Here is a 23,963-nt window from a genome sequence, read left to right on the forward strand (position 1 = left end):
CCATGACGACGCCCCGTGGCGCATGGAGCGACACGGGGCGTCATGTAAGCGTCAGGCGCTCAGTCGAACTCGTTCGGGTGCGTGCCCACGCGGCCCGAGCCATCGAGCGGGTCGAGACCGTCGATCGCCGCGATCTCGGCATCGGTGAGGGTGAAATCGAACACGTCGAGGTTCTCGCGCAGGCGTTCGGCGCGCACCGACTTCGGGAACACGATGTTCCCCTTCTGCAGGTGCCAGCCCAGCACGACCTGCGCGGGGGTCTTGCCGTGCGCGGTTGCCGCATCGGCGACCGCCGGAGTGCCGAACAGGTCGTACTTGCCCTGTCCGAGCGGACCCCAGGATTCGATGCGGATGCCGTGGTCCGCCGCCCATGCGACGGTCTCGCGCTGCTGGTACGCGGGGTGCAGCTCGATCTGGTCGACGGCCGGGGTCACGCCGGTCTCGTTCACGACGCGCTCGAGGTGCTCGGCGAGGAAGTTCGAGACGCCGATGCTGCGAGTGAGTCCCGCCTCGCGCAGCTCGATGAGCTTGGCGAATGCGTGGACGTAGTTGTCCTTGCCGGGCGTCGGCCAGTGCACGAGGTACAGGTCGACGTGCTCGAGCCCCAGCTTCTCGAGGCTCTCGGCGATCGCGGCGTTCGGCTCGTCGCCGTCGTGCCGGTCGTTCCACAGCTTGGTGGTGATGAACAGCTCGTCACGGGCGATGCCGCTCTTCGCGATCGCGGCGCCCACGCCCTCCTCATTGCCGTAGATCGCCGCGGTGTCGATGTGGCGGTAGCCGATCTCGAGCGCTTCGCTGACGGTGCGCTCGGTGTCTGCCGGCGGCACCTTGAAGACGCCGTAGCCGAGTTGAGGAATGGTGTGTCCGTCGTTGAGAGTCACAGTGGGGATCGTCATGCGTCCAGCCTACGACCTGTGATGACAGGTCGCCTCGCGACGCGTCACCGTCATACGATGGAGGGCTATGTCTTCTGCCGATCTCGTCATCACCTATCCCCCGGAGCTGCCCGTCAGCGCTGCGAGGGACGAGATCGCCGATGCCATCCGCGACAATCAGGTCGTCGTCGTCGCCGGCGCGACGGGCTCGGGCAAGACCACCCAGCTGCCGAAGATCTGCCTCGAGCTCGGCCGCACGAACATCGCGCACACTCAGCCGCGCCGACTCGCCGCCCGCACGATCGCCGAGCGGATCGCCGAGGAGCTGCACGTCGAACTCGGCGGAGTCGTCGGCTACAAGGTGCGGTTCACCGACCAGGTGTCGGATGCGACGAAGGTCGCGCTGATGACCGACGGCATCCTGCTCAACGAGATCCACCGCGACCGGCTGCTGCGCCGCTACGACACGATCATCATCGACGAGGCGCACGAGCGCTCGCTCAACGTCGACTTCCTGCTCGGCTACCTCACCCGCATCCTCCCGGAGCGCCCGGACCTCAAGGTCATCATCACCTCGGCGACGATCGACCCGGAGAGCTTCGCGAAGCACTTCGCTGCGCCGGATGGCGAGCCCGCGCCGGTCATCGAGGTCTCAGGTCGCACCTATCCGGTCGAGATCCGGTACCGGACGCCGTCCGAGGACGAGAGCGAAGACGAGGTCTCGGCGATCGTCACGGCGCTGCGCGAACTCGATCGCGAGGCCCAGGGCGATGTGCTCGTGTTCCTTCCCGGCGAGGCCGAGATCAGGGATGCTGCGGATGCCGTGCGCGCGGCGTACACGTCGAGCAAGGCCCCCGTCGAGGTGCTTCCGTTGTACGGAAGGCTGTCCGCCGCCGAGCAGCATCGCGTGTTCGAGCCGAGCCGCGTCGCCGGAGTGCGGCGGCGCGTCATCCTCGCCACGAACGTCGCGGAGACCAGCCTCACCGTCCCCGGCATCAAGTACGTCATCGACACCGGGACGGCGCGCGTCTCCCGGTACAGCAACCGCTCGAAGGTGCAGCGGCTGCCGATCGAACCCATCTCGCAGGCATCGGCCAATCAGCGCGCGGGGCGAGCGGGGCGCACGAGCGACGGCATCGCGATCCGCCTCTACGGCGAAGACGACTTCGAGAAGCGTGCGGAGTTCACCGAACCCGAGGTGCTGCGCACGTCTCTCGCCTCGGTCGTGCTGCAGATGCTCTCACTCGGGTTCGGCGACATCGCCGCGTTCCCGTTCCTCACTCCACCGGATTCGCGCGGCATCAAGGCTGCGTTCGACCTGCTCACCGAGCTCGGTGCCGTGGACCTCGCTCGAGACACTCCGCGTCTCACCCGTGTCGGGCGGGACATCGCCCGGATGCCGATCGACCCCCGCTTCGCACGCATGCTGCTGGAGGCGCAGAAGCACGGCGTCACCGAGCCCGTCCTGGCGATCGTCGCCGGGCTCACGATCCAGGACGTCCGCGAGCGCCCATCGCAGGAGGCACCGCAGGCCGTTCGCGACGCCGCCGAACGGATGCACGCGCGCTTCACCGATCCGACGAGCGACTTCCTCGCGACGCTGAACCTGTGGAACCACCTGCGCGAGCAGCAGCGCGAACTCGGCTCGAGTGCGTTCCGTCGCCTGTGCCGCTCCGAGCACCTGAACTACGTCCGCGTCCGCGAGTGGTTCGACGTGCACCGCCAACTGCGCTCGCTCGTCAAGGCCCCGCAGGCATCGAAAGGCGGTGGCGCCGCAGACCCTGACGCCATCCACCGCGCCCTGTTGTCCGGTCTGCTCTCCCAGATCGGCATCCTCGACGAGCGCAACACCAAGACGCCGCCCAAAGGCCAGTCGAAGAGCCAGAAGGACCCGAAGCGCCGGATCGCCGAGTATCGGGGTGCACGCGGCATCCGCTTCTCGATCTTCCCCGGATCCGGCCTGCGCAAGCAGAGCCCGCAGGCGGTCATGGCCGCCGAGATCGTCGAGACCTCTCGCACCTTCGCGCGCACGGTCGCCGCGATCGATCCCGCGTGGGCCGAGTCGCTCGCCGGCGACCTCGCCAAGAGGCAGGTCTCCGAACCGCACTGGTCGAAGGATGCCGGCGCCGCCGTCGCCTTCGAGAAGGTGACGCTGTTCGGCGTCGAGATCATCCCGCGACGGCGCATCCAGTTCGCTCGCATCGACCGCGCCGCCTCCCGCGAGCTGTTCGTGCGGCACGCGCTGGTCGAGGGCGAGTGGGACCCGACACAGCTCGACAAGCGGGTCAGCGCGTTCTGGCGCAGCAACGGCGAACTGCGCAAGCGTCTGGAGAAGCTGGAGGAACGCGAGCGCAGACGCGACATCCTCGCCGGCGACGAAGAGGTGTTCCGCTTCTACGACGAGCGGATCCCCGCCGAAGTGTTCGATGTGCGCTCGTTCGAGAAGTGGTGGCGCGAGACACTGCAGCAGACCCCGAAGCTGCTCGTCATGCGCGAGAGCGACCTGATCGAAGATGACGAACGCGCAGACCAGAACGACTTCCCCACGCGATGGACCCAAGGCGATCAGGTGCTCGGGCTCGCTTACCGCTTCGAGCCGGGCGCTCCGGATGACGGCGTCAGCGTCGTCGTGCCGCTCGCGCTGCTGGCGCAAGTCGAGAATCGCGGCTTCGACTGGCAGATGCCTGGGCTGCGCGCCGACCTCGTCACCGCTCTGCTGCGCGCGCTGCCGAAGGCGATCCGCAGGCATGTCGTGCCTGCCGCCGACTGGGCGGACAAGTTCGGGGCGGCCCTCGCCGAAGAGGGGCCGGAGAACCACGGCGGACGACCACCGCGCTCGTTGAAGGAGGCGCTGGCACGCATGATCCAGCCGCTGGCGAATCAACCGGTGTCTGCTGCCGACTTCGACGACGAGCGCGTGCCTGGGCACCTGCGTATGAACTTCCGCGCGGTCGACGAGCGCGGCCGGGTCGCCGGATCAGCACGCGACCTCGGCGAACTGCAGAACTCCCTCTCGGATCGCGCTCGCTCCAGCGTCGCGCGTTCGATCGCGCGGCCCGAGAGAGGCAGAGGGCGCCCCGATGCTCAGGCTGTGGCCGCAGCATCCGTTCGAGGATCCATCGAGCAGGACGGCCTGACGACCTGGACCTTCGGCGACCTGCCCGAGGTGCTCGATACCAAGGTCGCGGGCGGCGTCGTGCGCGGGTATCCGGCGATCGTCGACCAGGGCAAGACCGTCTCGGTGCGCGTCGAGGCGACAGCGGATGCGGCGGCCGCGGCCACCCGCGACGGCGTGCTGCGCCTCGCATTGCTGAACGTCCCATCGCCCGCGTCCTACGTGCAGGAGCACCTCACCTCGCAGGAGAAGCTGGCGCTCGCCGCGTCGCCGTACTCGTCGGCCGCCGCGCTGATCGAAGATGCCAGGGCCGCCGTCGTGCGCGCAGCACTGCCCGCGAACCCGATCCGCACCGAAGCGGAATTCACCGCGGCGAGGGATGCCGTGAACGCCACTCTCGTGGACCAGCTGTTCGCCACCGTCTCCCTCGTCGCACGCATCCTCACGAAGTCGCGAGACGTCGAGCGCGGCATCAAATCGGAGAACTCGCTCGCTCTGCTCGGTCCGCTCAACGACATCCGTTCCCAGCTGAGCGCGCTGCTACATCCGGGGTTCATCTCGGCGACCGGCGCCGAGCGCCTCACGCACATCCCCCGGTATCTCGACGGCATGCTCGATCGACTGAAGACGCTGTCGAACGAACCAGGCAAAGACCGCACGCGGATGACGGAGTTCGAGAGAGTGTCGAAGGCATTCGAGGATGCCGGGGGCACGATCCCACTCGCCGCAGACGCCGCACCCGCTCTGGTCGAGGCGCGCTGGCTGCTGGAGGAATACCGGATCAGCGTGTTCGCACAGCGGCTAGGCACCGCGCAGCCGGTCTCGCCGCAGCGCATCCAGAAACTGCTGACCGCACGTTGAGCGCAGCCCGGGTAGCCTGGCGGCATGGCTCGTGCGATCGTCTACACAGAACTCGGCTCCCCTGACGTCCTCCAGCTCGTGGAGATCCCCGACCCCGTCGCCGGCCCAGGCCAGGTCGTCGTGCGGGTCGAGGCTGCCGGCGTCAATCCGCTCGATGCGAAACGGCGCAGCGGCAAGCGGCCCATGCCACCCATCACCGAGCCCCGCCGCGTCGGCTTCGACGGCGCCGGTGTCGTCGACTCGGTCGGCGACGGCGTGACCGACTTCACCGTCGGTGACCGCGTCGCATTCGGTGGCGCGGACGGAAGCTACGCGACGCATCTCGTCGTGCCCGCCGAGAATCTCCATGCGTTGCCGGATGGCGTCACCGCCGCCGAAGGCGCGGCCCTCAGCATTCCGGTCGGGACCGCCTACCAGTGCCTGCGCTCACTGCAGGTCGGTGAGGGTGACACGCTGCTGATCCACGCCGGCTCCGGCGCCGTCGGACAGGCCGCGATCCAGTTCGCCGTCGCGTGGGGCGCGACCGTCATCGCCACCGGCAGTCCAGAGCGTCACGAGCAGCTGCGTGAACTCGGCGCGATCCCCGTCGCCTACGGCGATGGCCTGGCCGACCGTGTCCGCGCCGCGGCGCCGAACGGCGTCACAGTGGCGCTGGACTGCATCGGCACCGACGAGGCGATCGAGGTGTCGAAGGAGCTGGTCGCCGACCACGATCGCATCGCGACGATCGTGCGCGGACCGGATGCTGAGAGCCTCGGCATCCGCGCCTTCAGCGGTGGCTCCCCCATCCCTCTCACGAAGCAGGAGATCGCCTGGCGCGACGAGGGTGTGCGCGTCGCGATCGACCTCATCGCGAGCGGCGACTTCCAGGTGGAGCTCGGCGCTGAATTGCCCCTCTCGGAGGCCGCTCAGGCGCACGAACTGATCGAGGCGCACGCCGCGCGCGGCAAGATCACGCTGGTTCCCTGATGCATCTTCGAGTTGGATCGGGGCCGGCGTCGCCAGACTTCCTCACTCCGCACGCGTGACCTGCTCCCAGCGCTGAGACCACTGCACAAGAGGGTTCAAGATTCGGATCAGATCGCTCCCGGCGGGCGTGAGCCGGTACAGAATCTGCACGGGGGTGCTCGGAATGACTTCCCGATCGACCAGTCCGTGAGACTCCATCTCGCGCAACCGCGCCGCGAGGAGCCGGTCTGAGAGACCCTCGACCGAGTCGATGATGCTCGAGAAGCGGTCGGCACCACGGGACAGCGCCAGGAGGATAGCGGCGTTCCACTTCTTTCCGGCGAGTTCTGCGGATCGACGGAAGGCTCGGCAGAGCTCTTCATCGATGTGCTGCGTCTCCATCTGCACCCTCCTCGACTTACTAATAGTTAGTAACTTATCACCGATTCGTCGCGGAGGAATCTGCGTCACAGACTGGAAGAGCACACGTCGGAGCGATGCGTATGAGGAGAAACAGTGACCACGATTGCAGTGCTGGGTGTCGGAAGAGTGGGTTCAGCCGTGGCGCGGACCGCGCTCAGGGCCGGCTTCGACGTCCATGTCGCAGGTTCAGGAGCGGCTGACGACATCTCGTTGCTCACCGAGATCGTCATACCCGGTGCGACACCGATGACGGCCGGCGGCGCAGTGCGCGACGCGGACATCGTCATCCTCGCGGTGCCATTGCACAAGCATCGATCCATCGACCCCGCTCCTCTGGCCGGAAAAGTCGTCGTCGACGCGATGAACTGGTGGTCGCCTGTCGATGGCGAGCAGGATGAGCCCGATGTCGACGACACGACGACGAGCGAGGTTGTCGCACGGCACTTCACGGGCGCTCGCCTCGTGAAGTCACTCAACCACATCGGCTATCACGAGTTGGAGGAGGACTGGGCAGACGAAGGCACGCCCGATCGACGAGCTCTCGCCATCGCGAGCGACGATGAAGACGCCGCTCGGCTGGTCTCCAAAATGATCGATCGCTTCGGCTTCGATTCGGTCTATTCCGGCCCGCTGCACACCGGTCGCGCCTTCGGTCCCGGGACGGACATCTTCAACAGCATCCTCACACGCGAGGCACTCGACGCCGCACTTCCGACTCACGAATTCGCACTCTGAATCCCGATCGCAAGAACAAAGGACACCACCATGGAACTCGGCGCCTACAGCTTCGGCGACACTCAGCGCAACGGCGACGGCACCCTTCGCTCAACATCCGAGGCGATCAAGAACCTCTTCGATGCGATCGTGCACTCGGACACCGTGGGACTGGACTACTTCGCCGTCGGCGAGCACCATACCTTCGAGATGCCGGCGTCATCGCCCGGTGCCATGATCGCGGCGGCAGCGGGGGCGACGAAGCAGATCCGCCTCGGCTCCGGTGTCAGTGTGATCAGCACCGACGACCCGGTCAGGGTGTTCCAGCAGTTCGCCACCGCCGACGCCGTTGCTGGCGGCCGAGTCGAGATCACTGCGGGTCGCGGATCATCGGTCGAGTCGTACCCCCTTTTCGGCTATGACCTGCGCGACTACGACCGTCTCTACGAGGAGAAGCTGGATCTGCTGATGCGGATCAATGCCTCAGACCACGTCACCTGGCGGGGCACGGTTCGCTCCGACATCGACAATCTTCCCGTCGTGCCGCGGCCCGCAGGCGGTTCGCTGCCGCTCTGGGTCGGAACAGGTGGCAGCGCCCCCTCCTCAGCGCGCGCGGGCCGACTCGGCCTGCCGATCAGCTACGGCATCATCGGCGGCGCCCCGCACCGTTTCGCACCGCTCGCCCAGCTCTACCGGGCAAGCGCCGCAAAGGCGGGTCACACAGGCGCCGGTATCAAAGTGTCGATCGCCGCGCTCGGCCTGATCGCACCGACCAAGAGCGAAGCACTCGAGCGCTTCTACCCTGGCTGGCGAAACCTCAACGAGTCGATGGCCAAGCTGCGCGGCTGGGCAACGCCGAGCGACGACGATTATCACGCACAGGCGCACGCACCGGGTGCGTACTACGTCGGAGATCCGGATGACGTCGCCGAGCGCATCGTTCACCTGCACGGTTACATGGGGCATACACGCCACTTCCTGCAGATGGACCTGGGTGGTCTGCCACAGGAGCACTTGATCGAATCGCTCACACTGCTGGCAACCGAAGTGAAACCGCGCGTGGAAAGGCTTCTCGCGAAGTCGTGATGCTGGGCGACACAGACTGCAACAGTTCGACACATCCATGTCGCACACCCTCTGACAGCGCCCAATATGGACGCATGACCACGAGTTCCCCCGCCGCCGTTTGGACCCCACCTGCCCGCGTGCGCGGCACCATCGCCGTCGTCACCGGTCGCGGCGAGGGTGCACCTGTGTACGAACGATTCGGGAAGCGCCTCAGCGCCGACGGGTACACCGTGGCCGTCTTCGAGGCGGATGCCGATGCCGCAGCCTCGTGGCTCGCGAACACGGAAGACGCCCCGCGGGTGCTGGTCGGCTCGGACACCGGAGCCGCCGGTGTTCTCCGGGTGCTCGCAGAGGGCGAGACACCGGATGGCGCGATCATCGCCGGTACGCCCGTGGATGTCGACACCGACCAGCCCGCCGATGAGGAGCGCACGGCGTGCCCCGTCCACCTCGGCGTGCTCGGCACGGCTGAGGCGCGCACGGCACCGGCCACCGCGGAGCCGGTCCCGGCGGCCCCCGACCTCGCGGCCATCGCCGTGCCTGTTCTCGCGTTCCATGGATCCGCCGACACCGTCTCCCCCATCGCGGAGGCCGGCGCACTGCTGGCCGCTGTCCCGGACATCGAACTGATCGAGACCGTCGACGGCCTCCACGATGCGCTGAACGACCAGTCGCACCGCAGCGTCGCGGCATCCATCGTGCTGTGGCTGGAGCGACTGCGCAGTGGAGACGTGCACGCCCCGGTCGTGCGCGTTTCAACCGGGGTGCTCGCCGCATGACCGGGTTCTCGACGCAGCAGGTGCAGGGCGGATACACGCCCGGGGTCCCGCAGAACAGTGCGGTGCCGCCGATCTATCAGACCGCCGCCTACGAGTTCGCGTCGCTGGCCGACGCCGCCGACCTCTTCGCGCTCAGGCAGACCGGCAACCTCTACAGCCGCAACGCCAGCCCCACCCAACAGGTGCTGGAGGAGCGCGTCGCGGCCCTCGAGGGAGGCTCATCAGCGGTGGCCGTCGCGTCAGGGCAGGCGGCCGTCGCCGTCACGCTGATGGCGCTCGCCGGACGGGGCGGTCACGTCGTCTCCGCGAACCAGCTCTACGGCGGCACCGTCGACCTGTTCCAGGACACGTTCGCCGACTTCGGCATCGAGGTGACCTTCGTCGATCAGGACGACGCGGGCGCGTGGCGGACCGCCATCCGCCCCACCACGCGCGCCGTGTTCGCCGAGTCGATCGCCAATCCGATCGCCCAGGTGCTCGACTTCCGCCTCGTCGCCGACATCGCGCATGCGGCCGGCGTGCCGCTCGTGATCGACAACACCGTCGGCACGCCGTACCTGATCCGCCCCGGCGAGCACGGCGCCGATTTCGTCGTGCACTCGGCGACCAAGTTCCTCTCCGGCCATGGCACTTCGCTCGGCGGCGTCGTGGTCGATCAGGGCTCGTTCGACTTCGGTGCCGAGCCCGAACGCTGGCCGCAGTTCACCGAGCCGTACCCACGGTTCGGCGAGTTGGTGCTCTGGGAGCGCTTCGGCATCGGACAGGCGTTCGCCGCCCTGGTGAAATCCAAGTACGTGCATGATCTCGGTCCATCGCTCTCGCCGTTCAACGCGTGGCAGATCCTGCAGGGCATCGAGACGCTCGACCTCCGGGTGGCGCGTCAGAGCGCGACAGCGCTGACGATCGCCGAGCATCTGGCGCAGCATCCGAAAGTCGCCGCCGTCCACCATCCTGGGCTCGAGGGCAACCGCTGGCACTCGCTCGCCGAACGCTACCTGCCTCGTGGAGTGCCGTCGGTGTTCTCGATCGACCTTCGCGCAGCGGAGGATGCCGGAGCCCAGGCACGCGTCGCGCAGGTGATCGATTCTCTCGAGGTCTTCCGTCTGGTGGCCAACATCGGGGACGCACGAAGCCTCGTCTCGCATCCGGCATCCATGACCCATTCGCACCTGGATGCCGAGCAGCGGGCCGCCGCCGGCATCTCGCTGAATACGATCCGCCTGAGTGCAGGGCTGGAAGATTCCGCCGATCTCATCGCCGATCTCGACCGCGCGCTCGCCCGCATCTGAACCCGCCCTCACACGAAGCGCCCCGCGCACAGGAGAATCATGAGCATCAACCTCGGATACTGGACGCCCGTCTACGGCGGATTCCTGCGCAACGTCACCGACGAGGGTCGGATGGCAGCCACATGGGAGCACATCCGCGAGGTCTCGGTGAAGGCCGACAGGCTCGGGTTCCACACCACACTCGTTCCCGAGCTGTATCTCAACGACCGCAAGGGCATCGAGGCGCCGAGCCTGGAGGCGTGGTCGCTGTCGGCCGCGATCCTCGCGGTCACCGACCGGCTGCGGGTGATGACGGCCGTGCGTCCCGGTTTCCATCTGCCCGCCGTACTCGCGAAGACGGTCGGCACACTCGACAGCATCGCTCCGGGGCGCGTGTCCTTGAACGTCGTCGCCGCGTGGTGGGCCGAAGAGGCCAGGCAGTTCGGCGGCAACTTCCCCGCGCACGATGAGCGCTACACGCAGGCGAAGGAGTTCGTCGAGGTGCTGGACGGGCTGTGGGAGCAGACGCCGTTCTCGTACGCGGGCGACCACTACGAGTTCGAAGGCACGATCGTCGAACCGAAGCCGCAGGCGCACCCCGTCGTCTTCGCCGGGGGTGAGAGCGACGCAGGGCGGGAGGCCATCGCCGATTTCGCCGATGCCTACGTCATGCACGGCGGCACTCTTGACGAGGTGCGCGGCAACGTCACCGACATGAACACCCGCTCCGAGCGGATCCATGGCCGTCCCATCGCCGAATTCGGGATGCCGGCGTACGTGATCGTCCGCGACACCGAGGCGGAGGCGCAGCGGGAACTCGACCGGATCACGACAGTGGACCCCGACTCCCCCGGCTACGCATCGTTCGAGGAGTTCGTCACGAACTCGAAGCTGTCACTCGAGGTCAGCCGTCGCGAGTACTCCGTCGGCACGCGCGGGCTGCGCCCGAACCTCGTCGGCACGGCCGAGCAGGTCGCCGAGCGCATCAACGACTACGCGGACGCCGGCATCACGCTGCTGCTGATCCAGGCCTCGCCGCTGGACGAGGAACTCGACCGCATCGCCGAGCAGGTCTTCCCGCTCGTGCCGCAGGAGGCACTCGCGACTGCTCTACGCTGAGAACATGACTGGTCTTCGCTGGGGAATCCTCGCAACCGGCGGCATCGCGTCCGCCTTCGCCTCCGATCTGCGCACCTCAGGACGTGATCTCGTCGCCGTGGGTTCGCGCTCGCAGTCCTCGGCCGACGCGTTCGCCGCGAAGTTCGACATCCCGCACGCGCACTCGTCCTATCAGGCGCTGGTCGCCGACCCGGACGTCGACATCATCTACGTCGCCACGCCGCATCCGATGCACCACGCCGACGCGAAGCTGGCACTCGAGAACGGCAAGCACGTGCTCGTCGAGAAGGCGTTCACCGTCAACCGCACCGAGGCGGAGGATCTGCAGCGCATCGCCGCCGAACGCGGCCTGTTGGCGATGGAGGCGATGTGGACGCGCTATCTGCCGCACATGGTGCGCATCCGTGAGATCGTCGCAGCAGGCGAGCTCGGAGAGATCCGCGCGGTGTCAGCCGACCACACGCAGCTCATCACCGATGACCCCGCGCATCGCCTGAACGACCTGAAGCTCGGCGGAGGCGCCCTGCTCGACCTCGGCATCTACCCGATCTCGTTCATCTGGGACATCCTCGGCGCCCCGACCAGCATCCAGGCCACGGCGCGACTCATCGAGACCGGCGCCGATTCCGAGGTCGCCACTATCATGACGCACGATGGCGGCGCGGTCTCCACGAGCCTGTCGTCGTCGAGGGCCGCCGGTCCGAATGCCGCGTCCATCATCGGCACCGAGGCGCGGATCGACATCGATCGCGTCTGGTACACGCCGACGACTTTCCGCGTCGTCACGCCAGACGGCACGGTGCGCGAGACCTACACCTCAGAAGTCGAGGGGCGCGGCATGCAGTACCAGGCCCTGGCGGCCGAGCGCCTGGTGAGCGAGGGCAACTTCGCCGGCGACATCCTGCCGATCGCGGAGAGCGTCGCGATCATGGGCACGCTCGATGAGATCCGCGCCCAGATCGGCGTGAGCTACCCCGGAGAGGAGCGCAATCATGGCTGACACCCAGGACCCTCGCGTCGCCGTCTACCTGGACTTCGACAACATCGTCATCTCCTGGTACGACCGCGTCCACGGCAGAAACGCCTACGGCAAGGACCGCCAGCGCATCGCCGAGAACCCCCACGACCCCGAAGTCGTCGAGCGGCTGAAGGCAGCGATGATCGAGGTCGGTGCGATCATCGACTACGCCGCCTCGTTCGGCACGCTGGTGCTCACGCGCGCCTACGCCGACTGGTCGTCTCCGGTGAACGCCGAATACCGCTCGCAGCTCGTCGCACGCGCGGTCGACCTCGTGCAGCTGTTCCCCGCTGCGGCGTACGCCAAGAACGGCGCCGACATCCGCCTCGCCGTGGATGCCGTGGAAGACATGTTCCGCCTCTCCGACCTCACCCACGTGGTGCTCGTCGCCGGCGACAGCGACTACGTGCCGCTCGCCCAGCGCTGCAAGCGCCTCGGTCGCTACGTGATCGGCGTCGGCGTGGCCGGCTCCACCGCGAAGTCGCTGGCGGCGGCATGCGACGAGTTCGAGTCGTACGACTCGCTACCCGGCGTCGTGCGTCCGTCGACGACCAAGGTCGCTGCGAAGGTGGAGCCTGTTGCCGAGGCGCCGAAGGCGGATGCCGAAGCGGATGCCGAGGCAGAAGCACCGGTGAAGGCCAAGGCCCCGCGGACACGCGCCAAGAAGGTGGCCAAGCCCCCCGAGCCGGACGCGACCGTCGAGCAGGAGACCACGGCGCTCACCGAGCAGGACGAGGCGACACTCCTGCTCGAGCGCGCGCTGCGCCTCGGCCACGACAAGGCCGACGCAGACGAGTGGCTGCACAGCTCAGCGGTGAAGACGCACATGCGCCGCATGGATCCGTCGTTCAGCGAGAAGGCGCTCGGATACCGGTCGTTCTCCGACTTCCTGAAGTCCCGTGACGAGATCACGGAGCTCGAGGAGACAGGGCACGAGCGACTGGTGCGTCTGCGCGAGCGCTGAGCGGGCGGCATCGCGTGAGTTCCGGCAGAGTGGTGATCGGCGGATCATCCGGCTTCATGGGGCAGCACCTGCAGCAGAAGTACCGCAGCGAGGGACGGGAGATCGTCACGGTCTCCCGCTCAGGCGCCGACCTCAGCTGGGACGATCGCGCCGGAATCGAGCAGGCCGTCAACGGTTCAGCGCTCGTGATCGGGCTCGCCGGCAAGAGCGTGAACTGCCGCTACACCCCGGACAATCGTGCGGAGATCTTCCGTTCGCGTCTCGACACCACGGCAACGCTGAGCTCCGCGATCAAGGCAGCCGCGACCCCGCCGCCGGTGTGGGTGAACTCATCGACCGCGACGATCTATCGGCACGCCGAGGATCGGCCCATGACGGAGAGCGACGGCGAGACGGGCACGGGATTCTCGGTGGAGGTCGCAAAGGCGTGGGAAGTCGCACTCTTCGCCGATGGGCTTCCGGGAACGCGGCGAGTGGCGCTGCGCAGCACCATCGTGCTCGGTGACGGCGGCGTGCTCGGGCCGCTGAGGAATCTCGCCAGAGTCGGTCTGGGCGGCGCGCAGTACGACGGCTGGTGGCCGGTGACGAAAGCCCGAAGGTCGGCCCGTACCGCGCACCTGCCTGGTGCGAAGCACGGACGACAGAAGTTCAGTTGGGTGCATCTCGATGACATCGGTCGGATCATCGACTTCATCGAGGAGCATCCCGATTTGGAGGGGCCGATCAACGCGGCCGCCCCGCATCCCGTGGACAACGCCACGTTCATGGCGACGGTTCGTCGGGTTCTCGGGGTACGGATCGGTCCGCCGATGCCGCGATGGATGCTGGAGATCGGCGCCATCGGCATCCGCACCGAGACCGAGCTCATCCTGAAGAGCCGGTGGGTGCTTCCCGAGAAGCTCACGGACGCCGGATTCGAGTTCGCCTACCCGACGCTCGAGCCCGCGATCCGGGCGTCTTTCGACTGACCGCGATCGCCGCGCCGTGCGCGGATGTCGCGGAGTGCTTCCTCGAGTTCGGGGTGCGCGAATGTGTACCCGGCCTCGGTCAGGACACCCGGGGCGATCCAGCGGCTCTTGAGCACGAGCTCCGGCTCGGTGCGCAGCACCCACATCGCCGGCTCGAGCATGAAGCGCCATGCCGGCAGTCCGAGCGGCATGCCGACCGTGCGCCGCAGCGCCGCCATGAGCTCGCGGTTCTCCACCGCACCGGGCGCCGCCAGGTTGACCGCTCCGTCGATCTCCGGATGAGCGAGGAGGAACCGCACGGCGCCGACGAAATCGTCGATGTGGATCCAGCTGAAGCGCTGACGACCACGAGAGCGGACACCCGACTGCCGAGGCTCGGTCGGATGCGGACCGATTCCGCGGTACCGCCGATGCGGGAACCACCATCCATCGTGCTGCGGGCCGCCGACCCCGAACCGTGCGAGCCGGAAGAGCACGTCGCCGACCGGCCCCTCGCCGAGCACGATCGTGGTGCGCAGCGCGATGCGGCGCGTACCGGGCAGGTCGCCGCGGAACAGCTCGGCCTCCCAGTTGCGGCCGACGTCGGGAGAGAATCCGGTGTCGAAGTCGGTGTCCTGCTCGGTCTGCGGACGATCGAGCGCGTACCGGTACAGGGTCGCGGTGCTCGCGTTCATCCACACGAGCGGTGGATGAACGGCGCGGGCGATCGCCTCGTTCAGCGCACGGGTGGTGTCCACCCGCGAGCGCAGGATCTCGTCACGATTGGCGTCGGTGTAGCGGGTATTCACCGACTTTCCGGCGAGCCCGATCACGAGCTCCGCACCATCGACGAGGCGCAGGATGCCGTCGGGGTCATCCCACCGCGCATCGGGGCCGTTGCGACCGATCACCCGCACGTCGTATCCGTCGTCGGTGAGAGCACGAGCGAGGGCGCTGCCGAGTGCGCCGCTCCCCCCACCCAGAACTGCGCGCCGGGCGCCGGTCACGCCGTGTCCGCTTCGCCGCGTTCGCGCCTGCGGGCCTCGATCTGCTGACGCAGCTCCCATTCCTCGATCTCGCGGTCGAGGTCGGCGATCTGCTGCTCGGTGGTGCGGGCCTCTGCCGGCGGCGACCAGGTCCGAGTCGCCGGTGACGCCTGCGTCGTCGGCGCGGCGGTGCGGCGCGGCATCCGCGGCATCGATATGCCACCTCCGGCATATTCGCGGCCGAGACCGAACCAGAGCGCGCTGCCGATCAGCGGCAGCAGGATGACGATGATGACCCAGACCATCTTCGGCAGGTGCTTCACCTGCGAATCGTCGCGCGTGATGACATCGATCAGCGCGAAGATCATCAGCGCGATGACGAGGATCGAGATGAACGGCATGCATTCAGAGTAGCCGTCGCTCATAGAATGGCGCCATGGATTTTCGCACCGCGCCCGGCCCCCTCACGTTGACCGGACGGCTGGTGGAACTGCGTCCGCTGGACCGCTCGCACCATGACGGCCTCGTCGAGGCGGTACAGGAGAACGACCTGTGGCAGACGGCGTGGTACACGTCTGTCCCCGCCCCCGACGGAGTCGCCGCCGAGATCGATCGCCGGCTCGCACTCGCGGAGAAGGGTGAGATGGTGCCGTTCACCGCCTTCGATGCATCCGGTCGCGTGATCGGGATGACGACGTACTACGACCTGGTGGCCGAGGTGCCGAGGCTGCACATCGGCTACACCTGGAATCGCCCGTCGGCACACGGCACGGGCACGAACGCCGAATCGAAGCTGCTGCTGCTCAGGCACGCGTTCGAGACGCTGGGCGTGTTCCGCGTGGGGTTGACGACCCAGTGGGCGAACTTCCAGTCACGCGCGGCGATCGAGCGCCTCGGAGCCAAGCAGGACGGCGTGATGCGGGCGATCTCGCGCTACCGCAACGGCGCGCTGCGCGACTCCGTCGAGTTCTCCATCATCGAGCCGGAGTGGCCTGCGGTGAAGGCGAACCTCGAAGCGCGGCTGGCGAAACGCGCCTGACACCGACAAGCGCCGCCCGGGGATGATCCCGGACGGCGCTTGACGGTGGTACCCGGGTCAGTCGTCGTAACTGAGACCGAAGCCGTACGGGAACAGCGCCCCGTCGGCGGTCTCGTCGTAACCCGGTGTGTCGCTGTTCTGCTCGAGGATGGCCTCGGGCGTTCCGGCAAGGGCGAACGGCAGCTTGCCCTGTGGGTTGAAGTCGCCGGAGACGACGTCCATCAGCGCCGTGGTCGTGTTGCCGAAGTTGGCCATGATCGCCCCGGCATCACGCAGGCCGCTCTCCTCGTCGAGCACGAACGGCTGACGGAAGTAGATGTCGAGAACCGTGTTCTCGGCACCGACCTCGCTCATCACCTGCTGCACGGTGTCGAGCGCAGGTGTCACCTCCCACGATTCTGCGTTCGCCATGCCGGTGAAGTCGATCACGCTCGACTCCCACGGCAGCGAGCCACCGAAACGCAGACCGCTGTCGGTGCAGGCCTCGGCGCCGGCGGTGACGCATGCATCGCCCGCGCCATACGGGCTCTCACCGTCAAGACCGGTGACGCCGTCGATCACGCTGGGATTGATGTGATCGGGGTTCAGGCCGGTCGCCGGGTCGTTGCTGACGTACGCGCCGGTGTTCACATTGCGCGCGGTCATCGAGATGAGCGCGACATCGGCATCTGCCGCGGTCCGCTGCTCGTCGGCGTTGTTGCCGTCGATGACCTCGTAGCCTGCGGCTGCGACCTCCGCGGCATCGACGTTGCCCAGCACGTAGACCGTCTCGCCGCCCGAGAGCGGGAGGAGCGAGTCGTCGTTCTGCAGCAGAACGGTCGACTTGCGCTGCAGGTCGAGCGCCGCTTCCTGGTGCTCTGCGCTGCCGACGGTGGCTGTCGCGACCTCGGGGTCGACATAGGGGTTCTCGAACAGCCCCATCTCGAACATCGGCGTCAGCAGCCGCTCGGCGGCGAGGGTCACGCGCTCCTCGCTCACGAGGCCCGCGTCGACCAGGTCGGTGATGGTGGCGACGTCGTGGAAGCCGGAGAGCGTGTCTGTGCCGCCGTTGACGGCTGCCGCGACGCGCTCGGGCACCGTGGCATCCTCAAGACCCCATGCACGGTCGTTGATGATGCCGGTGTCGGAGTTCACGTAACCCTGGAATCCCATCTGGTCACGCAGCAGGCCGTTGACGATCTGATCCGAGAACGCCATGCCGACCTCGTCGTAGTCCACGCCTTCGTAGGTGACGTCGACGGGCACGCCGTAGTACGGCATGATCGCCGAGACTCCGGCCTCGATGGCGGCCTCGAACGGCTTCAGGTGGTACCCGAACGCGTCACCGGGGTAGATCTGCGCCTTGCCGAACGAGTAGTGCGGGTCCAGGCCCAGCTCCTGCGGACCGCCACCGGGGAAGTGCTTCATCGTCAGTGCGACGTCGCTCGTGGGGCTCAGCGAGTTGCCGTGCTTGTCGACCTCGCCCTGCAGCGATTCGACGAGCTGCGTGGCGATGTTGGCACCGAGGTCGGCATCCTCCGTGAAGGTCTCGTGCGTGCGGTACCAGCGCGGCTCGGTCGACAGGTCTGCCATGTATCCGTACATGCCGCGGAGCCCTATTGAGGACCACTCGTCGCCCATGACCGTGGCGAACTCGTCGACGACGGACATGTCGCCGTCCGTGGCCTCACCGGTCTCGAGCGCCTGCTCGCCCAGAGCGGCGGCAGCGATCCCGGCTTCCTTGGGGAACGGCGAGAATGCGCCGGCTGCTTCGTTGATGCCTGCGCGTGCCTGCGGGTCGATGTGATTGCGCGCGTTGGACTTGTACAGCACGGGGATGCCGAGACGAGTCGCCTCGCTCTGCTCCTGCACCGCGTTCATGAATTCCGCGGCCTCGGCGGGGGTGACGGTCACATTCGTGGCGAAGCCGCCCTCGCCTTCCTCGCACGCCGCCCGCTCGCCGGCGTCGACGACGTTGCGGAAGATGAAGCGGTGCATCTGCTGCGTGCCGATGTAGTCGGCGGCCGTCTCGGGCACTGTGCCGAATTCGCCGGTGGCGACATCGCACGACGCGTTGAGGGTGTCGATGAGCATGAGGCCCGCCTTCTCCTCGAGCGTCATCTGGTCGATGAGGTCGGCCACCCGCTTGTCGGTGGATTTGCGCCAGTCCTCGTAGACGTCCAGCGAGCCGTTGGCGTTCAGGTCCTTGAAATACCGGCCCTTGACCTTGATGGTGTCCTTCGCCCGCGCGTCGAGCACCGGGGGCTTGCCGTGGTTTCCTTCATCTGAACCGGAGGCTGGTGTGGCGGCGCATCCGACGCCTGCCACAAGGATCATCGGTACCGCGAGGACGAGAGCCGTAAGGCCGCGTCGGCGGATTCCACGTGAAAAAGGTCTCATGAAGCAGTTCTCCTTCGAACAGGGGGTTCTCGGAGTTACGTCCGAGTGCACCCAGCTTCGAAGAGCTGCTCACTGGCGGCAAGCGATTGCCGTCAGTTGCACGTGCTGACGAGCTACGCGCGAACTCAGCTGGCCGAAGGGCCGCCATCCCAGTTGTCCGAGCGGCGCGTGGCGCCACTGCGGCCCGCGCGCATGATCCATGCCATCGACAGGCAGAAGGCGGCGAGTCCGGCGCAGAAGACGAGCGCCTGGAAGTCCGGAAGGCCGTGCGAGATGCCCATCAGCACGATGCCGCCCACGAAGAGGACCAAGTAGACGATGAAGCTGATGATCACGGCTGCCTCCTGTTGTGAATGCCGTGTCCAGCCTACCGCGCCGAGGCGACGGCACCGGATGCTGTCGCGATGAGCCCTACGGAACGATGTGTCCTGCGGCCCGGAACAGTTCGTACCATTCGGGGCGGGTGAGCGCGACGTCGGATCCGGCTGCCGCCGCCGCCAGGCGCTCCGGCGTCGTGGTGCCCATGACGACCTGCATGTTCGCGGGATGCCGCGTGATCCATGCGACCGCGATTCCGGTCGGCGTGACGCCGTGCAGATCGGCGAGCCGGTCGAGGACCTCGTTCAGCTCGGCGTAGTCGGGGTTCCCGACGAACGTGCCGGCGCCTGCGGCCGCCTGCATCGGTGACCACGCCTGGACGGTGATGCCGTTGATGCGGCAGTACTCCAGGATGCCGCCGCCGTCGCGGGTGATGGCTTGGTCGGTTCCGCCCATGTTCGCGGCGATGCCCTGCGCGATGATCGGCGCCTGGGTCAGCGAGAGCTGGAGCTGGTTCGCCACGATCGGCTGCTTCACCGCGGTGCGCAGCAGGTCGATCTGACGAGGCGTGTGGTTGGAGACGCCGAAGGCGCGAACCTTCCCTGACGCCTCGAGTTCGTCGAAGGCGCGAGCCACTTCCTCCGGTTCGACGAGGGCGTCGGGGCGATGCAGCAGGAGCACGTCGATCCGGTCGGTGTCGAGCGCACGCAGTGATCCGTCGACCTGGCGCAGGATGTGCTCGTAGGAGAAGTCGAACGTGCCGTCCTGCGGGACGATCCCGCACTTCGTCTGGATCGTGATCTCGTCGCGTGCTGCCGGAGACAGCGACAGCGCGTCGGCGAAGCGCTCCTCGCACGCGTGCATTCGACCGCCGTAGATGTCGGCATGGTCGAAGAAGTCGATCCCCACTTCACGGGCAGAGTCGTAGAGTTCGCGGATCTGCGCATCGTCCTTGTCCTTGATGCGCATCATCCCGGCGACGACGGCGGGAGCGGTGGACGTTGCGAACGGCACAGTCTTCATGTCGCCACAGTATCGCGCGGGTCTTCCGAAGTCAGCGGCGACGTGATCGCGAGCCGGTGCTCCACAACGCCCAGAGCACGAGGAGCGGCTGGAGGAACAGCCGGATGAGCCGACGCCGGTCGGTGTCGAGCATCGGCGCCGATCGTCCGGTGCGCCACTGGTGCACGTTGCCCGGGAACACGGCGACGAAGAACGCAGCGACCGCCCAGCCGACGCGCGTGCGCTCCTTGGGAAGTGCCACGAGCGCGGCAGCGAGCGCGAGCTCCACGACGCCCGATGCGACGACGATCGCGTCCTTGTCCAGGCGCAGCAGCCGCGTCGCCCAGTCGGGAACGGTGATGCGGAAGCCGCGCCTGCCCCAGGTCAGGTGACCGACGCCCGTCGCCGTGAGGGCGGCGGCGAGAGCCCATCGAGCTGCCGGACGCGCGCCCGAAGCCTTTCCCTGCTGCTTCGGGCGCAGCATCCGCCTGCTCATCGCGATGATCTCCTAGAAGTCCCAGTCCTCGTCTTCGGTGGCCTCGGCCTTGCCGATGACGTACGAAGATCCGGAGCCCGAGAAGAAGTCGTGGTTCTCGTCGGCGTTCGGCGAGAGCGCGGACAGGATCGCCGGGTTCACGTTCGTCACGGTGGACGGGAACATCGGCTCGTAGCCGAGGTTCATCAGCGCCTTGTTGGCGTTGTAGTGCAGGAACTTCTTGACGTCCTCGGTCAGGCCGACGCCGTCGTAGAGGTCCTGCGTGTACTGCACCTCGTTGTCGTAGAGTTCGAAGAGCAGGTTGAAGGTGTAGTCCTTCAGCTCGTCGCGACGCTCCTGGGTCTCCTTCTCGAGCCCCTTCTGGAACTTGTAACCGATGTAGTACCCGTGCACGGCCTCGTCGCGGATGATGAGGCGGATGAGGTCGGCCGTGTTCGTGAGCTTCGCCTTGGACGACCAGTAGATCGGCAGGTAGAAGCCCGAGTAGAACAGGAACGACTCGAGCAGAGTGGAGGCGACCTTGCGCTTGAGCGGGTCATCTCCCTGGTAGTAGTCCATGATGATCTGAGCCTTCTTCTGAAGGTTCACATTCTCCGTGGACCACCGGAACGCCTCATCGATCTCCTTCGTCGACGCGAGCGTCGAGAAGATCGAGGAGTAGCTCTTGGCGTGTACCGACTCCATGAACGCGATGTTGGTGTACACCGCCTCCTCGTGCGGAGTGATCGCATCAGGGATCAGCGACACGGCGCCGACCGTGCCCTGGATGGTGTCGAGCAGGGTGAGTCCGGTGAAGACGCGCATCGTGAGCAGCTGCTCTTCAGGCGTCAGCGTGTTCCATGACTGCACATCGTTCGACAGCGGCACCTTCTCAGGCAGCCAGAAGTTGTTCACCAGACGGTTCCAGACCTCGAGGTCCTTGTCGTCCTGGATGCGGTTCCAGTTGATCGCCTGCACGTGCTCGACCAGCTTGAGCTTCTCTGGGGGGGTCATCACATTTCTCTCTGTTCTAAAAATCCCTGATCAGCAGGTAATTACAACATGCAGCTGACGCACTCACTCATGTCAGTCCCCTCGAGCGCCATCTGGCGGAGGCGGATGTAGTAGATCGTCTTGATGCCCTTGCGCCATGCGTAGATCTGCGCCTTGTTGATGTCGCGCGTGGATGCTGTGTCCTTGAAGAACAGCGTCAGCGACAGGCCCTGGTCGACGTGCTGCGTGGCCGCGGCGTACGTGTCGATGACCTTCTCGTAGCCGATCTCGTATGCGTCCTGGTAGTACTCCAGGTTGTCGTTCGTCATGAACGGCGCGGGGTAGTAGACGCGGCCGAGCTTGCCTTCCTTGCGGATCTCGATCTTCGACGCGATCGGGTGGATCGAGCTCGTCGAGTTGTTGATGTAGGAGATCGAGCCGGTCGGCGGCACCGCCTGCAGGTTCTGGTTGTAGATGCCGTGCTTCTGGATGGATGCCTTCAGCTCGGCCCAGTCGTCCTGCGTCGGGATGTGCTTGCCCGCGAAGAGCTCCTTGACCTTCTCGGTCTCGGGCACCCACGCGCGGTCGGTGTACTTGTCGAAGAACTCCCCCGACGCGTAAGTCGAGTCTTCGAAGCCGTCGAAGGCGACGCCACGCTCGATGGACAGCAGGTTCGATGCCCGCAGCGCGTGGAACAGCACCGTGTAGAAGTAGATGTTCGTGAAGTCGATGCCCTCTTCAGAGCCGTAGTGCACGTGCTCGCGAGCGAGGTAGCCGTGCAGGTTCATCTGGCCGAGGCCGATGGCGTGCGAACGGTCGTTGCCGTCTTCGATCGAGCGCACCGAGGAGATGTGGCTCTGGTTGCTCACAGCGGTCAGGCCGCGGATCGCCGTCTCCACCGTGATGCCCAGGTCATCGGCATCCATCGCCAGAGCGATGTTCATCGAGCCGAGGTTGCACGAGATGTCCTTGCCGATCTGGTCGTACGACAGGTCGTCGTTGTACGTGGTCGGCGTGTTCACCTGCAGGATCTCGCTGCAGAGGTTCGACATGTTGATGCGGCCGTTGATCGGGTTCGCCTTGTTCACCGTGTCCTCGAACATGATGTACGGGTAGCCAGACTCGAACTGGATCTCGGCGATGGTCTGGAAGAACTCGCGCGCATTGATCTTGGTCTTCTTGATGCGCGGGTCATCAACCATCTCGCGGTACTTCTCGGTGACCGAGATGTCGCCGAACGGCACTCCGTAGACCTTCTCGACGTCGTACGGCGAGAAGAGGTACATGTCTTCGCCGTTCTTGGCGAGCTCGAACGTGATGTCGGGCACGACGACGCCCAGCGACAGCGTCTTGATGCGGATCTTCTCGTCGGCGTTCTCACGCTTCGTGTCGAGGAAGCGCATGATGTCGGGGTGGTGCGCGTTGAGGTAGACCGCGCCCGCACCCTGACGGGCACCCAGCTGGTTCGCGTAGCTGAAGCTGTCTTCGAGCAGCTTCATGACGGGGATGATGCCGCTGGACTGGTTCTCGATCTGCTTGATCGGCGCACCCGCCTCACGGATGTTCGACAGCAGCAGGGCCACGCCACCGCCGCGCTTGCTCAGCTGTAGCGAGGAGTTGATGCCGCGTGAGATCGACTCCATGTTGTCTTCGATGCGCAGCAGGAAGCAGCTGACGAGCTCGCCGCGCTGCGCCTTGCCCGCGTTGAGGAACGTGGGGGTCGCCGGCTGGAAACGGCCGGAGATGATCTCCTCGACGAGGTTGATCGCCACCTGCTCGTCGCCGTCGGCAAGGCCCAGGGCGGTCATCACGACGCGGTCCTCGAAGCGCTCGAGGTAGCGCTTGCCGTCGAAGGTCTTCAGCGTGTAGCTGGTGTAGTACTTGAACGCGCCGAGGAACGTCTCGAAACGGAACTTCTTGCCGTAGGCGAGGTCGTTGAGCTTCTGGACGAACTCATGCGAGTACTTCTCCAGCAGAGCGCCGTCGTAGTACTCCTTCTCGACGAGGTAGTCGAGACGCTCCTTGAGGGAGTGGAAGAACACCGTGTTCTGGTTCACGTGCTGCAGGAAGTACTCCCGCGCGGCACGCTTGTCGGCGTCGAACTGGATCTTGCCGTCGGCGTCGTAGAGATTCAGCATCGCATTGAGGGCGTGATAATCGAGGCCCTCGTATGCAGTGTTCGCCTTGAATGCGGCCTGCTCTGTCACCGAGTCGTGCTCTTCAACTGCGATACCCACCATCGTTCCAATCCGTCGCTCACGCGATCTACGTCGTCCTGCGTGCCGAATACTTCGAAGCGGTACAAGTGCGGCACATGACACTTGCGGCTGATGATGTCGCCGGCTGCCCCGAAGGAGTCGCCGAAGTTGGTGTTGCCTGCGGATATCACTCCGCGGATGTTCCGCCGGTTTCGCTCGTCGTTGAGGAACCGGATGACCTGCTTGGGTACGGCGCCCTTCTCTTCGCCCCGCCCCTGCCCTCCGCCATAGGTCGGAGTGACGAGGACGAAAGGCTCATCGACCGCGAGGTCGCCGTCACCGCGGTGCAGCGGAATGCGCTGCGCCGGCAGGCCGAGCTTCTCGATGAATCTGGCCGTGTTGCCCGAGGTGCTGGAGAAATAGACCAGGAGCGGCGCGGTCGTCGCGACTGCTGTCATGACTCACCCCTTTCGC

General features: G+C 66.5%; 22 protein-coding genes. 11 read left to right on the forward strand and 11 right to left on the reverse strand.

What is annotated here, in order from left to right:
* Positions 1-59: 59 nt before the first annotated feature.
* Positions 60-896 carry an aldo/keto reductase gene (locus IEV67_RS13345; protein WP_188437066.1) on the reverse strand — a complete coding sequence of 279 codons (837 nt, stop codon included), beginning with the start codon at positions 894-896 and terminating at the stop codon, positions 60-62.
* Between the two features lie 67 nt (positions 897-963).
* Here IEV67_RS13345 and hrpA point away from each other — a divergent pair, with 67 nt between their 5' ends.
* Both hrpA and IEV67_RS13355 read left to right on the forward strand, forming a co-directional pair.
* A complete protein-coding gene (gene hrpA / locus IEV67_RS13350; protein ID WP_188437067.1) occupies positions 964-4,851 on the forward strand; it encodes an ATP-dependent RNA helicase HrpA in 3,888 nt (1,295 codons plus the stop codon).
* 24 nt (positions 4,852-4,875) lie between these two features.
* On the forward strand, positions 4,876-5,820 hold the full coding sequence (locus tag IEV67_RS13355; protein WP_188437068.1) for a quinone oxidoreductase family protein: 945 nt from the start codon (positions 4,876-4,878) through the stop codon (positions 5,818-5,820).
* 42 nt (positions 5,821-5,862) lie between these two features.
* Here the strand turns inward: IEV67_RS13355 and IEV67_RS13360 are convergent, their stop codons facing one another.
* On the reverse strand, positions 5,863-6,201 hold the full coding sequence (locus IEV67_RS13360; RefSeq protein WP_188437069.1) for a winged helix-turn-helix transcriptional regulator: 339 nt from the start codon (positions 6,199-6,201) through the stop codon (positions 5,863-5,865).
* A gap of 114 nt (positions 6,202-6,315) precedes the next feature.
* Here IEV67_RS13360 and IEV67_RS13365 point away from each other — a divergent pair, with 114 nt between their 5' ends.
* The 8 genes from IEV67_RS13365 (at position 6,316) to IEV67_RS13400 (ending at position 14,120) form a co-directional block, all read left to right on the forward strand.
* Positions 6,316-6,957: an NADPH-dependent F420 reductase gene (locus IEV67_RS13365; RefSeq protein ID WP_188437070.1), complete on the forward strand. Its 642-nt coding sequence runs from the start codon at positions 6,316-6,318 to the stop codon at positions 6,955-6,957.
* A gap of 30 nt (positions 6,958-6,987) precedes the next feature.
* A complete protein-coding gene (locus IEV67_RS13370; RefSeq protein WP_188437071.1) occupies positions 6,988-8,022 on the forward strand; it encodes an LLM class flavin-dependent oxidoreductase in 1,035 nt (344 codons plus the stop codon).
* Between the two features lie 74 nt (positions 8,023-8,096).
* The gene (locus IEV67_RS13375) at positions 8,097-8,783 is read left to right on the forward strand and encodes an alpha/beta hydrolase (protein ID WP_188437072.1); all 687 of its coding nucleotides are present in this window, start codon (positions 8,097-8,099) and stop codon (positions 8,781-8,783) included.
* Entirely contained in the window at positions 8,780-10,072 is a 1,293-nt protein-coding gene (locus IEV67_RS13380; RefSeq protein WP_188437073.1) for an O-acetylhomoserine aminocarboxypropyltransferase/cysteine synthase family protein, read from the forward strand. The genes IEV67_RS13375 and IEV67_RS13380 overlap by 4 nt, the downstream gene beginning before the upstream one ends.
* A 39-nt stretch (positions 10,073-10,111) precedes the next feature.
* Complete coding sequence (locus tag IEV67_RS13385; RefSeq protein WP_229703117.1) at positions 10,112-11,170, forward strand: LLM class flavin-dependent oxidoreductase; 1,059 nt, start codon at positions 10,112-10,114, stop codon at positions 11,168-11,170.
* Positions 11,171-11,174: 4 nt separating this feature from the next.
* Positions 11,175-12,170 carry a Gfo/Idh/MocA family protein gene (locus IEV67_RS13390; protein ID WP_188437074.1) on the forward strand — a complete coding sequence of 332 codons (996 nt, stop codon included), beginning with the start codon at positions 11,175-11,177 and terminating at the stop codon, positions 12,168-12,170.
* Positions 12,163-13,152 (forward strand): NYN domain-containing protein, encoded by a 990-nt coding sequence (locus tag IEV67_RS13395; RefSeq protein ID WP_188437075.1) that lies wholly within the window; start codon positions 12,163-12,165, stop codon positions 13,150-13,152. Before IEV67_RS13390 ends, IEV67_RS13395 begins: the two co-directional genes overlap by 8 nt.
* 14 nt (positions 13,153-13,166) lie before the next feature.
* Positions 13,167-14,120 carry an epimerase gene (locus IEV67_RS13400; RefSeq protein ID WP_188437076.1) on the forward strand — a complete coding sequence of 318 codons (954 nt, stop codon included), beginning with the start codon at positions 13,167-13,169 and terminating at the stop codon, positions 14,118-14,120.
* On the opposite strand, the gene IEV67_RS13405 is transcribed toward IEV67_RS13400, so the two are convergent.
* Both IEV67_RS13405 and IEV67_RS13410 read right to left on the reverse strand, forming a co-directional pair.
* On the reverse strand, positions 14,078-15,106 hold the full coding sequence (locus tag IEV67_RS13405; RefSeq protein ID WP_229703119.1) for an epimerase: 1,029 nt from the start codon (positions 15,104-15,106) through the stop codon (positions 14,078-14,080). The genes IEV67_RS13400 and IEV67_RS13405 overlap by 43 nt on opposite strands.
* Entirely contained in the window at positions 15,103-15,486 is a 384-nt protein-coding gene (locus IEV67_RS13410) for a PLD nuclease N-terminal domain-containing protein (protein ID WP_188437078.1), read from the reverse strand. The genes IEV67_RS13405 and IEV67_RS13410 overlap by 4 nt, the downstream gene beginning before the upstream one ends.
* Positions 15,487-15,521: 35 nt before the next feature.
* On the opposite strand from IEV67_RS13410, the gene IEV67_RS13415 reads away from it, so the two are divergent.
* Entirely contained in the window at positions 15,522-16,124 is a 603-nt protein-coding gene (locus tag IEV67_RS13415) for a GNAT family N-acetyltransferase (protein WP_188437079.1), read from the forward strand.
* A 57-nt stretch (positions 16,125-16,181) separates the two neighbouring features.
* Here the strand turns inward: IEV67_RS13415 and IEV67_RS13420 are convergent, their stop codons facing one another.
* The 7 genes from IEV67_RS13420 to nrdI form a co-directional block, all read right to left on the reverse strand.
* A complete protein-coding gene (locus IEV67_RS13420; protein ID WP_188437080.1) occupies positions 16,182-18,503 on the reverse strand; it encodes a glycoside hydrolase family 3 protein in 2,322 nt (773 codons plus the stop codon).
* A gap of 125 nt (positions 18,504-18,628) precedes the next feature.
* Positions 18,629-18,838 (reverse strand): hypothetical protein, encoded by a 210-nt coding sequence (locus IEV67_RS13425; RefSeq protein WP_188437081.1) that lies wholly within the window; start codon positions 18,836-18,838, stop codon positions 18,629-18,631.
* A 76-nt stretch (positions 18,839-18,914) separates the two neighbouring features.
* Positions 18,915-19,844 (reverse strand): aldo/keto reductase, encoded by a 930-nt coding sequence (locus IEV67_RS13430; RefSeq protein WP_188437082.1) that lies wholly within the window; start codon positions 19,842-19,844, stop codon positions 18,915-18,917.
* Between the two features lie 31 nt (positions 19,845-19,875).
* Positions 19,876-20,319, reverse strand: a complete 444-nt coding sequence (locus IEV67_RS13435) for a DoxX-related protein (protein WP_229703121.1) — start codon at positions 20,317-20,319, stop codon at positions 19,876-19,878.
* A gap of 12 nt (positions 20,320-20,331) precedes the next feature.
* On the reverse strand, positions 20,332-21,312 hold the full coding sequence (gene nrdF, locus IEV67_RS13440) for a class 1b ribonucleoside-diphosphate reductase subunit beta (protein WP_188437083.1): 981 nt from the start codon (positions 21,310-21,312) through the stop codon (positions 20,332-20,334).
* 41 nt (positions 21,313-21,353) lie between these two features.
* Positions 21,354-23,531: a class 1b ribonucleoside-diphosphate reductase subunit alpha gene (gene nrdE, locus IEV67_RS13445; RefSeq protein ID WP_268238590.1), complete on the reverse strand. Its 2,178-nt coding sequence runs from the start codon at positions 23,529-23,531 to the stop codon at positions 21,354-21,356.
* Complete coding sequence (nrdI, locus tag IEV67_RS13450) at positions 23,495-23,947, reverse strand: class Ib ribonucleoside-diphosphate reductase assembly flavoprotein NrdI (RefSeq protein ID WP_188437084.1); 453 nt, start codon at positions 23,945-23,947, stop codon at positions 23,495-23,497. The genes nrdE and nrdI overlap by 37 nt, the downstream gene beginning before the upstream one ends.
* Positions 23,948-23,963: the final 16 nt, after the last annotated feature.

The organism is Microbacterium murale (assembly GCF_014635185.1).
Lineage (GTDB): Bacteria > Actinomycetota > Actinomycetes > Actinomycetales > Microbacteriaceae > Microbacterium > Microbacterium murale.